Here is a 14,158-nt window from a genome sequence, read left to right as displayed (position 1 = left end):
ATCCCCCCTCTACTTTTTCTCTGCAATCCGCAGTTTTGCTGAATGGGCTCGGTGGTTCTCGTTCAGTTCCTGTTCATCCGCGGTGATTGGTTTTTTTGTGACCAATTCCATTTCCGGTTCCATTCCTTCCGGAACAACCGGAAGACCTTTCGGGAGATCCGGTATGGTGCTCTTTTCCTTTAATATTCTTTTGCAGATTTTGTCTTCCAGCGAGTGAAAGGTAATCACGCATAATCTCCCTCCGGGGTGCAGAAGGTCACACGCATAACGAAGAGTTGTTTCAAATACGTCGAGTTCATCATTTACCGCAATCCGCAGGGCCTGAAAGGTCCGTTTGGAAGGATGGCCGCCCGTTCTCCGGGCCGGTGCCGGGATTCCCTCTTTAATACATTCATTTAATTCAAACGTCGTGTTTATCGGTGCTCTTTTCCGTCTTTCTTCGATTTTGCGGGCAATCTGCTTGGCAAACTTTTCTTCACCATACTTGGCAATGATTTCGTGGAGTTTCTGAAAACTCCATTCATTTATGATGACAGCAGCGGTCCGTTCGATGCGCTTGTCCATCCTCATATCCAGAGGTGCATCAAAACGATAGCTGAATCCTCTTTCCGGTTCATCAAACTGAGGAGAAGAAACACCAAGATCAAATAATATGCCGTCCACACCATGGACACCTTCTTTTTCCAACGCAGTCGGAAGAGCGTTGAAATTATCATGGATATATGTGATGCGGTCTTCATAAGGAGAAAGTCTTTCTGCTGCATGATCCAGAGCCGTTGCATCCTGTTCAAAAGCATACAAACGTCCATGTTCTCCAAGCCTGGATGCGATACGTTCACTATGTCCGCCGGCGCCAAGCGTGCAGTCGGCATAAACCCCGGTCGTTTTCACAGCAAGCCCGTCCACAGCTTCTTCAAGCAGTACAGTGTCATGACGAAATGCTCCCAAAATCTCCCTCCTTTCTTTACAGGCTGATGAAACATTCATTTCTTTATTTTAAAAATCAAAATCTACAATGTTTTCTGCAATGTCCGAGAATGATTCACGTGACTCTTCAAAGTAAACTTCCCATTTCTCCCGACTCCAGACTTCCACCCTCGTGGAAACGCCGATTACAACACACTCTTTTTGAATGCCTGCATAGCGGCGCAGCGTGGAAGGGATGCTCACCCTCCCCTGTTTATCCAGTTCACATTCCGCTGCTCCGGAAAAAAAGAAACGAGTAAAGGCTCTGGCATCTTTTTTCGTGAAAGGAAGGGACTTCAGACGACTCTCCAGACGTTCCCACTCTTCCATAGGGTAGATAAACAGACATTCATCCATCCCCCTGGTCATGACAAACGTCTCTCCAAGCCCGTCTCTAAAGCGGGAGGGGATAATCATTCTTCCTTTGTCATCCACATTATGATGATGTTCTCCCATAAACATTGAACATCCATCTCCCTCCACTTTCTAACTATAACGTACCACATTCCCCCACTTTATACCACGGCTGTTTCAAAATTTTTTGCCGACAAAAAAATCCCCTTCTTTATGAAGGGGACAAAAATCCGCCGCAGGGCGCATGATTATTCTTATTTTTTACAAGTTTATTAAATGATGGCGTTCATTGCTCAACTGGAGAGCCTGCATGATATCCAGCGCGAAATGACTGCCGTACTCATTCAAGAAAAACAAAATATTATATACCCTTTCCTGTGGACGTTCGAAAGGAAGAAGAAGCCTCCCGGCTCTGTTTATCCGCTTCATTCGTTCTTCTTCCTGTTCCTCCTGATACCGGTTAATCCGTCCTGCAAACGCCTTGATTTCCTGCTCGATAATGTTCCAGTTTTTCTCTCCATAGCTCTCCTCGGAGGGAGCGATTGTTTCCCAGGCCGATCTCATCCGGTCATGATAAGGCCGGATGTTTTGCAGTAGTTCTTCCCCAAGAACAGTACCGTCAATGGCGACGGCATTCTGTCGAATCTGCGTCACATAGGCTTTTGGACCATGTCGGAGAAGATCCTCAGCAAAGAGATGTTCCCTGTTCAGTGCTGACTGCACATTCCGTGGAACAATGGTTCCCTCCACCCGGGCGATGACCGGAGGAACAAACCGGCTGAACTGATGAAAAAGCGGCTGCAGCACCGACCAGTAATTGATCTCACCCGGCCCTCCCACATAAGCAAGGACCGGCAGGAGCATATCCTGAATCAGCGGTCTGGTCAGAGCATCCGTGCTGAATTTCTCCGGGTGGCGGGCCGCCTCTTCTTTGAGGAAGGCTGATGAAAAATGAACACGCCCGTTTTTATCAGAGAAATCATCGACTCCTTCTTTATAGAGAAGGATGCGGTTCGGGTCGTGATAGAAAAAATGGGAGCTGTTTTCCTGAAAGCCGTCCGGTCGTCCATATGCTGTTTCTCCCCGGTTCTTCAACCCCTGTTTCAAAGCCTGTTCCACCACTTCATGTTCATTAACAAGCTGTTGAAACATGGTAGACTCCAGATTCCGGATCCCCTGGTCGGAGGCATCCATTAAAATCAAGCCGCTTCCGCTGAAAAGCCAGTGCATCACTTCTGCAAAAAAATCCGATACAGAGTCAGATCGCCCGGCTATTTCTTTGAAGCTTTCATATAACTCTTTGGTGTGTGGTGTTTCGTGGAGAACCTTGGAAACTTCTTGCCACCACGCCTCAAATGCTGCTGTCTCCAATTTCTGTTCAGAAACCGGGTGTCCTGGCTTTACTTCTCCCTGATACGTGATTTTGCTCGGGGCGGTTTCACCGGGAAGATAAATGTGGTTGACTTCTTCCCAGTCATGATCTTCTCCGGCTATCCAAAACACTGGAAGCACCGGTTTCTTTATCTGTTTTTCCTTTTCTTCTGCTTCTTTCAATACTGTTACAGCCTTAAATATTGTATAAAGCGGTCCTGTAAGAAGTCCTGCCTGCTGTCCGGTGATTACGACAGAAGACTCCGGATCTTTCATTTTCTTGAGCTGCTCCAAGGTGGAGCGGCTGCAGGAATGCTTTTGGTTGTATGTATAAAGAACGTTGTACAGTTCTGTGCGTTGAAAGCTTTTGGAGGTCACTTCTTTCACACGCTTCTCTATGTCTTCATCCGACAGACCGTAATCAAAAAAAGAAAGAGCACGGTCCTCCTGTTTTATGTAATCTTCCACGAAGGATGTTCGATGAAATGAGGGGACTGTTTCTGCCTGCATTGTGTTCCAACCTTTCCAGTGCCGCATCATACTTTTCTGATGTTCAGACTATCATGTTCTTTCAGTCAAGGAAAGTAGAAAGCAGACCGCTCCCCCATGAATACACACAAAGGAGGAGGTAAACAATCAGAAAAAGAAAGAAGGTAAAGCGCCATATTCCTTTCACCAGACGTTTAAATTCAATATCATGTCTGGTTCTGTAATGAATAACAGTAAAAACAACCGCTGTAAGCAGTACAATGATGAGCAGCAGCCATAAGTACGAATCACCCGTCATTTCATGTAAAAGAAGACCCACCCCTGCAATGAAGAGTACTGCTGTAGTGTCCGATGCACTGCGGAGTGCCTTTCCCTTATTTTTAGTAGTTTTGACGATAATGATATAAAGGAGATACCATACTGCCGGCGGAAAAGCGAGAAGCACTGTCCCAATTGCAACCAATACATCTGTCAACATTCTTCCAACTTTCTCTGTATGTAAATACGTTCTTTGCCAGCATATAAAATTTAACGAAGGTTGGCAATATCTAATTCTATTTGAATATTAAAAGAATTACGCCTATTCCCATCACATAACATCCACCCCCAAAACAGACCTGTTTTATAGTAAAATGGAGGGAAACCGTTTTATAAGGGAGGATGAACATGACACAACCGGAAATAAAACGACTGCTTGTTAATTTTAAGACCCTTGAAGAATTTCAGAATTTCAAGGAAGTCGGCGTTCAGGAACTTTCCATGAAAGAAGAACTGCAGGAGAATATTATTGAAAATGACAGCGAATCTCCTTTCTACGGCATATATTATGGAGACCGTCTGGTGGCACGTATGTGCTTATATAAAATAGACGCCAAATTTGATTTTTATTTTGAACCACCGCAAAACTACCTGGAACTTTGGAAACTGGAAGTTCTCGAGCCATACCGCGGCCGCGGGTTCGGTGAAGCACTTGTCAACTATGCAAAATCGTTTAATCTCCCGGTCAAAACAAACGCCCGACAGCGTTCTGACTATTTCTGGGAGAAGATGGGTTTTGAAAATGTCACGTATAACCCTGAACGGGACCGTGGTGAAAATCCTTATGTATGGTATCCAGAAGGGGTGGAACCACAGGAACAATCACCCGTTCAGTCGGATATGACCCCTCCGGAATAAGAAGAAGAGTTGGGACAAAACCATCAATAAATAAAAAGGGGTTGTATCAAAAGCCGTTAAACGTTAAGGCATCCGCTGCAGGCGGACGCTTGCACTCCAGAGCACAAGGGCGACATCGGTTCGCCGGGGCTCACCGTGTCTTCTTTGCCGCGGGCAGCGCCTCAGCTACATCAAACGGTAAAACCGCCGTTTGATAGGATCTTCGGCTGCTGCTTCGACGAACAGGATGTTCTAGTGCCGGCGATGGTCACAGGACGTGACCGGTTTTAGCCGGCGAACTGCTGAAATGGCGTCGCCGCCTTCCGCTTCTGCCTGGGGTGAATTTTCTATATTACAGAAAAGGAGCTGCATCTTTTGATACAGCTCCTTTTTATTTCTGGTAATGCTTCATGTTTCGTTTTATCAGCTGGTTTCTTCTACATTGTCTTTGTCTTCGGTCAGGGAGGAAAGGGAACCTTCTGAGAGTGCTCTTGCTTTATCCATTACATCCATGAGCGCTTTATAATCATGCCGGAGTTTCATAAAGTCCTGTTTGGTCCGCTCGAGTTCCTCTTCGAGCTTTTTATTCTCCGCCTCCATGGCTTCTTTCTTTTCGGCCAGTTCTTTCCCATTATCCCCGCGGTCCTCCAGCACATAAGACAAACCTTTCAGAAAAGAAATGGTTTCCTGCAGCTGCTGTTTTATCCCTTCTTCATCATTTTCTGCTGCCGCCGGTTTTACCGGTTCCTGCACATCCGGTTTTCTTTCCTGTGCAGGTGGGTGTTCCACATCCCTAACGTTTTCTTCTTCCTCTTCATCATTTCCAGTGCGTCTCATTTTCGCCAGTTCTACTGCCTTTTCATATTTTTTACGGATACATGCGTTCCATCTGAATCCACACGCTGCAGCGGTGCGGGATAATTTTTCTGCTGCTTCCTGAAAAGCCGACAACTGGGTGCTTCCTTCTCTGACGTGCCGCAGCACAATTTCTGCGAGCATAATATCTTCATCCGTGGACCACGCGTCCTGCCGGAACCCCGTCATTTTTCATCCCTCCGTTCTTTTGATTCATTTCTATGAACAGCATCTGAAAGATAGAATCGTTCTATCAAACGATTATATCCCAGTCTGCCTCTTTTTATTCCTGGAGGACGGAAAAGAGGATTTCACAGTCACAGATTTTACATGTCAGAGATACTAAAAAAGCTGTTTTACCGAAAAAACTTTCGGTAAAACAGCTTCTCTACACCATTATTAGTTCTTTTCCACCACGGTTTCTCCTTTATAGGAACCGCAGTTTCTGCAGACACGGTGCGATAATTTCATTTCTCCACAATCCTGGCACTCCACCATACCTTTTATGGTTAGTTTTTTGTGCGTGCGGCGTTTATTCTTACGAGTACTGGAAGAACGTCTTGGTTGTACTGCCATCAGTCACACCTCCTTTTAGGTATTTCAGTTTTCATTTAGAACGAATGCCTTCACCTGATTTTTATTTGTCAAAATACTTGGCTAAATCGGCCATTCGTGGATCGATATCGTTTTCTTCCTTTTCTTTTCTTTCCGCTGCTTCGTCTTCCGTGATAATGTCCCAGTCTTTCCCGTTTGGAGGCGCCGGTGATTCGGTTTCATCAATATCTTCGGCAAAAACCTGTATCGGGATTTCGACCAGAATGTTTTCTTTAACATAAGGAAGCAGGTCTACATAACCATTCTCGGGTTCATGCAGGTGAACGTCTTCTTCATCAGCCTGCATACCGTCCAGACGGAAACTTTCCGTCATAAGGATGTTGAACGGGTAGTTGACATCAGCAAGCGAGCGGGCACATGGAAGGACCATCGATCCTTTCAGACGGACATGGAAGGTAACGGTTTCCCCTGTGAAATCTCCTCTTCCGGAAACCTGAACAGGACTGATATTCCGCAGTTCTCTGTCCCGGTCTATCAGTTCACTGACATCGGCCGTCGATTCGATTTCCAGTCCTTCGCCTTTTTTTGCTAAAAGTTGTTGAATACTCCATCTCATTGGGTATCACCTCTGGACAACAAGAGTAATTATATCCACCATAAACCTATTTGTCAATGTTTTCTCTTTACATTATACTGTAATAAATGAAGAACAACTACCATCGGTTTGTCATGGTTACACCGGTTGGAAAAAGGAGCGTACGCAGCATGAAAGCTGTCGGTCTGATTGTTGAATACAACCCTTTTCACAATGGTCATTACTACCATCTTCAGGCTTCCCGGGAAGCTGCTGATGCTGACGTTGTTATCTGCGTCATGAGCGGCTATTTTCTGCAGCGCGGAGAACCTGCTCTCCTTCCAAGGCGCGAACGGACGGAAATGGCACTGCAGAGCGGAGCAGACCTTGTCGTGGAGCTGCCGTATATCTTCTCTAGTCAGCATGCGGAGTGGTTTGCCAGAGGGGCCGTTTCGATTCTGAACCATTTGGGCGTGGATACTGTCAGCTTCGGCAGTGAGCACGGCCGAATCGAACCATTTTTAAATCTCCTGGATTTCCTTCAGTCCCGCCGCACGGAATACGGACACCATATCAAAGAATACAGCAGTCTCGGCTACAGCTTTCCAAAAGCGGCTTCGCTGGCGTTTCAACATATGGCCCCCGGGAAACACCTTCCCGACTTGTCGCAGCCGAACAATATTCTTGGTTATTTTTACACTAAAGCCGTAAATGAACTGGGCAGTTCGATGAGTCTGCAGACCATTGCGCGTGTTACGGCGGGCTACCATGACCACAACCTTACAGAAGCGGACATTTCAAGCGCAACCAGCATACGACGACGCCTGACAGAAGACGGGGGTACACCAGAAGCAGTGGAGCAGACACTTCCCGCCCCGGTATACCGCCGTCTTAAGAATTATCTGGATTCCGGTTCCTCCTTTTATGAATGGGAAAAGTATTTTTCTTACCTGCAGGCGAAAGCACTGACTCTGCCGGCGGCGCTGCTTGGAGAAATGTACGAAGCAGAAGAAGGACTTCACCACCGGATGCAGTCTGTGATGAAACGAAACAGCACGTTCCACGAATTTATGCATGCCTTCAAGACAAAACGGTATACGTGGACAAGACTGCAGCGTTTTGCAACGCAGGTGCTCACCGGAACTTCTAAAGCCGAAGCCGCTGCTGCCATGGAAACCGGGGAGGCTGACCACATTCGTCTTCTCGGGATGAACAAGAACGGCAGGGCCTATTTAAATACAATCAAAAAACATGTAGACATCCCTATGATTTCCTCTCTGCCCAAAGATAAAACCCCGCAGCAGAAGTTGGACGAAAAAGCGGCCGCAGCTTACTACCTTCCGCTTCCGGCGGCAGAGCGAACCATAAGATGGCGGCGCGAATATGAAGAACCCCCGCTTTTTTTCGAAGACTGACCTGTCAGGATGCGGATTCCAGGTTTTTCAGATAAGAAACCGCATCCTCCATATGCTCAACGGGCACGATGGTCATGTCTGCGTTTATGTCGGAAGCTGTCTTTTTTGCCTGCTCATAATTGGAAGGGGACGCTGCATCAGTGTCCGGTGCAAAAAAGACATCCACACCGGAATTCTCTGCAGCCACAATTTTCTCGGATATTCCTCCAATCGGGCCGACATTCCCTTCATCATCTATTGTACCTGTGCCGGCTGCATCAATACCCCGGGTGAGATCATTCTCGGTGAGCTGATTGTAAATTTCCAGCGAAAACATTAAGCCTGCGGAAGGTCCGCCAATCGAACCAGCGTCGATTTCAACATTGGGATCAAACTGGACGTTCCGCTTCGTATAGGGATACAACAGACCTAAACCGGCACGGCTCGAACTGGTCATATCTTCTGGAAATTCCGATATCTCCATCGTTTCTTCCAGTGTGTCTTCTCCCCTCCTCACTGTCAGCGTCACCTCTGTTCCAGCTTCCATTCCTTCCAGTCTGCTATTCATTTTCTCCAATGTGCGCACCTTTTCTCCATTCCATTCAATAATAAGATCCTCTGCCTGCAGATGGTTTTTGGCATCCATCCCCTCAATCACTTCTGAGACTTTGACCCCTTGATAATCTACTTCATACTCCTTGTCCGCCTGTTTGTATGCTGCAATTTTAGCGGCTTCCTGGGAACTGTTCATCAACCTGTTCTGACGGTGGAAATATTCTTGATCTGTCTCTCCTTCCCGCAGAAACTGATCTGTTGGTGTGAGATCGCGGTACTCGGATAACTGTGACCATATATAAAGAGGAATATTAGCCCGCTGCTGTCTGATCGTTGTTAAATAAAATTCTCCCTGTTCGTCATATCCATTCGAAACGGTAACCATGTCGTGAAGAGGGGAAGCCTCTCCAGGCTGGGAATAGTAATACGGCAGAGGTATCTGATTTAATGCGAGAACAGCAAGCAAAACGATTATAATAATCCAGGTGCGCCGGGAGCGGAGTTGTTTCATCATTCTAGTTTCTCCTTTAGTCATATATCTTTTTTATTCAAACGGTGTTTCCTGCTTTTCTTGTTACATAGATATAAATCAGAACAGGACAACCCTGCAGTCTGTGCCTGAGCCCCGCATATTTTATGATAAACACAGCAGCGGATGCTTCAAACTCGGACGCATGCAGCTGATTGGAACAGGAGGCGGAAATCGGTTTGAAAAAAAATCATGTAGTACGTGCAGCGGCAGCATTTTCTGTCTGCTTGTTTGCCCTGTGTTTAATTCTATACCCTGATGAGGTACTTGATTCATCAAAAAACGGATTGCTCATCTGGGGGCGGAATGTTTTCCCTGCCCTCTTCCCTTTTTTTGTTACCGCTGAGCTTCTAACCGCCTTTGGTGTCGTCCGCTTTCTGGGTGTTGTGCTTGACCCTGTGATGCGGCCGCTGTTTTGTGTTCCGGGAGCAGGAGGTTTCGTATGGGCAGCCGGTTTTATTACCGGTTTCCCGTCAGGAGCAAAGTTCACAGCCGATCTTCGAAAGCAGGGGAAGATAACAAGAGCGGAAGCCGAGCGTTTAGTCAGCTTTACCAATGCTTCCAACCCGCTGTTTCTTGGCGGTGCAGTTGCAGCAGGTTTTTTCCACACACCGGAACTGGGTCTGCTGCTCGCCTTTTCCCACTACAGCTCCAACATTATTGTCGGTCTTATTATGAGGTTTCATGCTTCCCATGACCAAGGCACTGTTTCCTCTTCTGTCTTTTCGTTTGGCACTGCTTTTCAAGCACTGCTTGACGAACAGCACAAGGACAGACGCCCATTCGGAAAAAAGCTGGGAGACGCCGTCATTTCTTCTGTGCACACCCTGCTCATGATCGGCGGATTCATCTGTATTTTTTCCGTACTTTACCGAATGTTTCAGGTAACGGCTGTCATCGATTATCTCTCTATTCTCCCGGCAGTTGCTCTTTCTCTTTTTTCCATAGGAAGTGAAACGGCGGTCCCGCTTTTATCAGGCATTCTTGAAATCACGTCAGGAAGCAGACTGACAAGCAGCCTGGATACTGTATCTCTGCTTGAAAAAATGGTGGTTGTTTCGTTTATTCTCGGATTCAGTGGTCTTTCCGTACACGCACAGGTAGCAGGTATTCTGGCGGAGACGGACATACGTTACCTGCCTTTTTTGGCCGCCCGCTGCCTCCATGCATTACTTGCTGCAGCCATTGCATATCTAAGTTTTGAACCACTTTATCTGCACCAAACCGACCAGCCTGTTTTCACCGGACCGATAGAGGAGCCGGTACTCGTATCTCTTTGGGAGCACAGCTTAAGTGCCTCCCATCATTTCGGCGGCACTGCTTCTGTCTGTATTCTTTTTTTCTACCTGATTTGTCTGCATCTCAGGAAAAATCAGGTCCGAACGCCCGGTCACAAATAATAGAGGAGGCTGTTCCTCTGCCGGAACAGCCCTCTATTATTCAGCGGTAAACGGGCCGTACTTTTCGTACAGATACTCGTCGACCGGAGATGGAACGAGCCCTTTGACATCCGCTTCATATTTTGCAATTTCTTTAACAATGCTCGAGCTCAGGTATGAATACTGATTGTTTGTCATCATAAAAAATGTTTCAATTTCAGGATCCAGCTTTCGGTTAATGGAAGCTGCCTGAAGTTCATATTCAAAGTCCGATACCGCCCGGAGCCCTCGTACAATTGTCTTCGCCTGCTTTTGCCGCACATAATCGATGAGCAGGCCGTTAAACGAATCAATTTCCACATTCGGTATATGCTCCACCGATTCCCTCAGCATCGTTATCCTTTCATCGACCGAGAAAAGCGGTTCTTTATTGCGGTTATGTAAAACGGCAACCACCACTTTATTAAAGACTTTGGCACTACGTTCAATAATATCGAGATGACCGTTTGTTACCGGGTCAAAACTTCCGGGATAAACTGCGGTATCCGTCATTTTCTTTCCTCCTTCATTCCGCCGTCCGGTAGATGGATATGCTGGTATCCCCGTACCGCCGGACGGCCTGTTGTTCCAAGCGGTTGATGTGTGCGGGAAGCTCTGCAGCGGAGGAATGTTCACAGATGATGATTCCGTTTGGCCGCAGTAGATTTTCTTCGGAAATAATACCAAGCAGTGCAGGAATAGGATCATCCGCATAAGGCGGGTCCATAAAAATATAATCGAAGGAGCGCTGCCGCTTTGTGAGCGCAGTCAGTGCCCGCTCTGCTTCACTGCGGTACACTTCTGTCTCTTCCTTCACCCCTGCCTGGTGGAGATTCTGCTTGATCACTTTCAAAGCCCGGGGATGCTTGTCCACAAATACAGCCTGGTTCAGTCCCCTGCTCAGCGCTTCTATCCCAACACCTCCTGTGCCGGCATAAAGATCCAGCACAGCCCCTCCTTCAAAATAAGGGCCGATCAATTGAAAGACAGCTTCTTTTACTTTATCAGAAGTAGGCCGTGTTTTCATTCCCTGCACCGCTCTGAGCGGCTTTCCTTTATATTTTCCTGAAATAACCCGCATATCAGCGCATCCCTTTCGTCGATATCGTACTTATCCTACCATACAATAATAAGCGCTCCAACAACAGTATTTGATACTTTTTCCCGTATTCATGTATAGGTTGATAAAATTACGTACATAATGACAAACAGCAGCATGAATCCGTGCTGCTGACAACCGCGGAGAAGACTTACGTTTCCCCATAAGTTCTTCCTCCGGTTTCTCCTCTCCCATAGTCCGTCATATAGTGCGGACGGGCTGTTCCTTTACCCTGAGGAACAGCCTTTTTTTATTTGCTGTTAAGTACAGGGACAACCTGTTTTCTCATCAGAATAATACCGGCGAAAAGAAGCAGTGCCGACATAATAAACAAGCTTCGTATCCCTGTGATCCCTGCGATAACACCACCGATCATCGGTCCAAGCATGTTGCCGAGGAACAAAAAGCTGTTCGAAAAACCGTATGTCCTGCTTTCCATGCCTTCCGGGGCCAGCTGTCGTATTAACGTATTGGCAGCGGGAAGAAGACCACCGAGACACAGTCCTGTAAAAAACCGCATCACAATAAGCTGCCACAGTTCGGTGACAAAGGCCTGCGGAATGGAGAATAAAAAAGCTCCCATTAAAGAACCGTACAACACATAATGCGGCCCCTTCGTGTCACTCCATTTTCCGAGCTTTGGCGAAGCGAGCATATTGGCAAATCCCATTGATGACACGGCCAGTCCGGCAAAGAACGCACTGTTCATCCCGCCGCTTAGATCTTCTACAAATAATGAAACGAGCGGGTTGATTCCGACAAGTCCAAACTGAATAACAAAGATAATGGCATAAATCGCGGGGATGGGCCGGATCCCGGCAATGGTTTTAAAATCCTGCATAGTGCTTGTTTTTTCTTCATGCTGCGGCGGCGTGAAATCTTCTTTCACAAAAAACAAAACCGTTAATGCTGCGACAGCAATGGCTGCTCCTGTAATGTTAAAAATCATCCGGAATCCGATGATTTCTGCCATAATGCCTCCAAAAAGCGGGCCGCAGATACTTCCTGCCACCGCTCCCGCCTGCAGAATGCCCAAGGCACGACCAACGTGCTCTTTTGGCGTATTCGTGGAAACAAGAGCAATAGAGGCCGGATTAAAACCTGATATCGTCCCGTTCAGGAGCCGGAAGAAAAAGAGACTCCACGGGCCGGAGGCAAATCCCATCAATATCATAACGACGGCCATCCCAAAGCCGGAGCGCAGCACCATCAAGCGTCTTCCGTGCCGGTCGGCGAGTCTTCCCCATAAAGGGGATACAAGAAACGCACTGAAAAAATTAATACCGAAAATAAGCCCCGCCCAGGTGCTGACTTCAGCGGGGTCGGTTATGCCAAGTTCCTGCAGATACAGCGGAAGAAATGGCACAATCATTGTCATCGCAGCCATGACAATGAAAATCGAAGCCGTAAGAATATATAAATTCTTCTTCCAGTCGATCATTCCCTATTCCCTTCTTTCTATTCCTGCTATTCTATAACAAACAAAGGAAGGTAACAAATAAGGAGAATAAAAACTTCCAATCAACCAAAAAATCCGAACGAAAGAACAACATGCTCACGTGCAGCACCCCGTTCTATCATTCGGATGATCAATGGCTTGTTTTCTTTTGTCCCGGTTCCACTCTCATTTAGGGCAGGGTGATGCCGCCCCGCATCTTTTACAGACCCGCGTTATAATGATAATCCTGTTCTTTGGGCTTTACAGGGCCGCTGAACTCTGTACGGATTTCCGGTTTACGTGATTTTTCGGTCTTTTCAACAAAGGACAGGGCCTCTATTTTCGGTATAACTTCATCGACGTCCGCTTGATTGCAGTATAACACAGCATATTTGAAACGTTTGGACACATAGTAAACGATGCCGTACCTGCGCAGGTGCCGTACATTTTTCGTCGAACGGAGCCAGACGGCGATTCCGGTTCGTGGTGTATGCATTCGTCCGCCTCCTTTATTACTGATATACTTCAGGATAGCATGAACGATTCCGGGCGGCAACCGGCCTCACTTCTTTTGAAACCAGCGTTTTCCAGCCTTTTCAATCAACCCCGGACAGAGTCCGTACAGGCGGGATATGATATCCATCCACCAGGGCATGTTCAGTTCCCGGCGCGGACGTGTGATAAGCTTCAGTACACGTTCAGCGACTTTGTCAGCCGTAAGCATCCAGGGACCCGCCGATTTTTCGTACTGTCCCGAGCGGTCGGCTTTTTGAATGAAAGGAGTACGTACAGGGCCGGTATTGACAACAGAGACGTGAATCCCGTAATCACGGACTTCCTGCCGGAGGGCATTGCTGAATCCAATCACAGCATGTTTTGAAGCGGCATAGACAGAAGTTTTCGGGGTAGCCATTCTGCCGGCCTGAGATCCAATATTTATGATGATGCCGCGGCGTTGTTTCTTCATTTCAGGCAGTACCTGTTTCGTCATGAAAAAAGGGGCAATAACATTCACATTCAACATGGTGGACGCGTCTTCCATGCCAATATCTTCAACAGCGGCGAAAACCCCGGCACCAGCGTTGTTAATAACAACATCCAGCTGATCCACTTCGGACATAACAGCGGCAGCCGCTTCTTTGCAGGACTGCTCATCCGTAACATCCGCTATATATATCGAACATTTTTTCCCTTCCTGATGAAGTCTGTCCTGCAGTGTTTCGAGTTCTTCACGGGAACGGGAGATCAACAATGGATAATGCCCCTTTTTGGCAGCGCGGACAGCAAGTTCCTTCCCTATCCCGCTCGATGCCCCTGTAATCATGATCGTCTGCATCCGCTCGTGCAACATTCCGCCCCCTTCCACCCTTTTTCTTTCACTTTATCACTCATTTGACTTGACAAAC

Annotated in this window: 15 protein-coding genes and 1 pseudogene; 3 read left to right on the top strand and 13 right to left on the bottom strand. The window is 47.1% G+C overall.

Annotation, left to right across the window (positions count from 1 at the left end):
• Positions 1 to 9: 9 nt before the first annotated feature.
• The 4 genes from rsmH to BM058_RS02865 form a co-directional block, all read right to left on the bottom strand.
• Entirely contained in the window at positions 10 to 948 is a 939-nt protein-coding gene (gene rsmH / locus BM058_RS02880; protein WP_245736800.1) for a 16S rRNA (cytosine(1402)-N(4))-methyltransferase RsmH, read from the bottom strand.
• Positions 949 to 996: 48 nt separating this feature from the next.
• A complete protein-coding gene (gene mraZ / locus BM058_RS02875) occupies positions 997 to 1,428 on the bottom strand; it encodes a division/cell wall cluster transcriptional repressor MraZ (protein WP_090925523.1) in 432 nt (143 codons plus the stop codon).
• Positions 1,429 to 1,581: 153 nt separating this feature from the next.
• Complete coding sequence (gene bshC, locus BM058_RS02870) at positions 1,582 to 3,201, bottom strand: bacillithiol biosynthesis cysteine-adding enzyme BshC (RefSeq protein ID WP_177195403.1); 1,620 nt, start codon at positions 3,199 to 3,201, stop codon at positions 1,582 to 1,584.
• 61 nt (positions 3,202 to 3,262) lie between these two features.
• Positions 3,263 to 3,658, bottom strand: a complete 396-nt coding sequence (locus BM058_RS02865) for a DUF3397 domain-containing protein (RefSeq protein WP_090925521.1) — start codon at positions 3,656 to 3,658, stop codon at positions 3,263 to 3,265.
• 188 nt (positions 3,659 to 3,846) lie between these two features.
• On the opposite strand from BM058_RS02865, the gene BM058_RS02860 reads away from it, so the two are divergent.
• The gene (locus BM058_RS02860) at positions 3,847 to 4,356 is read left to right on the top strand and encodes an N-acetyltransferase (protein WP_090925520.1); all 510 of its coding nucleotides are present in this window, start codon (positions 3,847 to 3,849) and stop codon (positions 4,354 to 4,356) included.
• Positions 4,357 to 4,758: 402 nt separating this feature from the next.
• On the opposite strand, the gene BM058_RS02855 is transcribed toward BM058_RS02860, so the two are convergent.
• The 3 genes from BM058_RS02855 to BM058_RS02845 form a co-directional block, all read right to left on the bottom strand.
• Positions 4,759 to 5,379 carry a hypothetical protein gene (locus BM058_RS02855; protein WP_090925519.1) on the bottom strand — a complete coding sequence of 207 codons (621 nt, stop codon included), beginning with the start codon at positions 5,377 to 5,379 and terminating at the stop codon, positions 4,759 to 4,761.
• Between the two features lie 210 nt (positions 5,380 to 5,589).
• Entirely contained in the window at positions 5,590 to 5,766 is a 177-nt protein-coding gene (rpmF, locus tag BM058_RS02850) for a 50S ribosomal protein L32 (RefSeq protein WP_090925518.1), read from the bottom strand.
• Positions 5,767 to 5,827: 61 nt separating this feature from the next.
• On the bottom strand, positions 5,828 to 6,361 hold the full coding sequence (locus BM058_RS02845; RefSeq protein ID WP_090925517.1) for a YceD family protein: 534 nt from the start codon (positions 6,359 to 6,361) through the stop codon (positions 5,828 to 5,830).
• Between the two features lie 149 nt (positions 6,362 to 6,510).
• Here BM058_RS02845 and BM058_RS02840 point away from each other — a divergent pair, with 149 nt between their 5' ends.
• On the top strand, positions 6,511 to 7,734 hold the full coding sequence (locus BM058_RS02840) for a nucleotidyltransferase (protein WP_177195402.1): 1,224 nt from the start codon (positions 6,511 to 6,513) through the stop codon (positions 7,732 to 7,734).
• Positions 7,735 to 7,738: 4 nt separating this feature from the next.
• Here the strand turns inward: BM058_RS02840 and BM058_RS02835 are convergent, their stop codons facing one another.
• Entirely contained in the window at positions 7,739 to 8,782 is a 1,044-nt protein-coding gene (locus BM058_RS02835) for a SepM family pheromone-processing serine protease (protein WP_090925515.1), read from the bottom strand.
• Between the two features lie 194 nt (positions 8,783 to 8,976).
• Here BM058_RS02835 and ylbJ point away from each other — a divergent pair, with 194 nt between their 5' ends.
• A complete protein-coding gene (gene ylbJ / locus BM058_RS02830; RefSeq protein ID WP_177195401.1) occupies positions 8,977 to 10,197 on the top strand; it encodes a sporulation integral membrane protein YlbJ in 1,221 nt (406 codons plus the stop codon).
• Positions 10,198 to 10,233: 36 nt separating this feature from the next.
• Here ylbJ and coaD read toward each other — a convergent pair whose 3' ends face one another.
• The 5 genes and pseudogenes from coaD to BM058_RS02805 all read right to left on the bottom strand — a co-directional run bounded on the left by coaD (position 10,234) and on the right by BM058_RS02805 (position 14,103).
• Complete coding sequence (coaD, locus tag BM058_RS02825) at positions 10,234 to 10,728, bottom strand: pantetheine-phosphate adenylyltransferase (RefSeq protein WP_090925513.1); 495 nt, start codon at positions 10,726 to 10,728, stop codon at positions 10,234 to 10,236.
• Between the two features lie 13 nt (positions 10,729 to 10,741).
• Positions 10,742 to 11,299 (bottom strand): annotated as a pseudogene (rsmD, locus tag BM058_RS02820) (16S rRNA (guanine(966)-N(2))-methyltransferase RsmD); the annotation flags it as partial.
• 265 nt (positions 11,300 to 11,564) lie between these two features.
• Positions 11,565 to 12,755, bottom strand: a complete 1,191-nt coding sequence (locus BM058_RS02815) for an MFS transporter (RefSeq protein ID WP_090925511.1) — start codon at positions 12,753 to 12,755, stop codon at positions 11,565 to 11,567.
• A 217-nt stretch (positions 12,756 to 12,972) separates the two neighbouring features.
• Entirely contained in the window at positions 12,973 to 13,248 is a 276-nt protein-coding gene (locus BM058_RS02810) for a YlbG family protein (protein WP_090925510.1), read from the bottom strand.
• A gap of 66 nt (positions 13,249 to 13,314) precedes the next feature.
• Complete coding sequence (locus tag BM058_RS02805) at positions 13,315 to 14,103, bottom strand: SDR family NAD(P)-dependent oxidoreductase (protein ID WP_090925509.1); 789 nt, start codon at positions 14,101 to 14,103, stop codon at positions 13,315 to 13,317.
• Positions 14,104 to 14,158: the final 55 nt, after the last annotated feature.

The sequence above is a fragment of the Salibacterium qingdaonense genome, assembly GCF_900114715.1.
GTDB classification, from domain to species: Bacteria; Bacillota; Bacilli; order Bacillales; family Marinococcaceae; genus Salibacterium; species Salibacterium qingdaonense.
The sequence above is the reverse complement of the archived record's forward strand: the minus strand, read 5'-3'. Positions and strand labels throughout refer to the sequence as shown.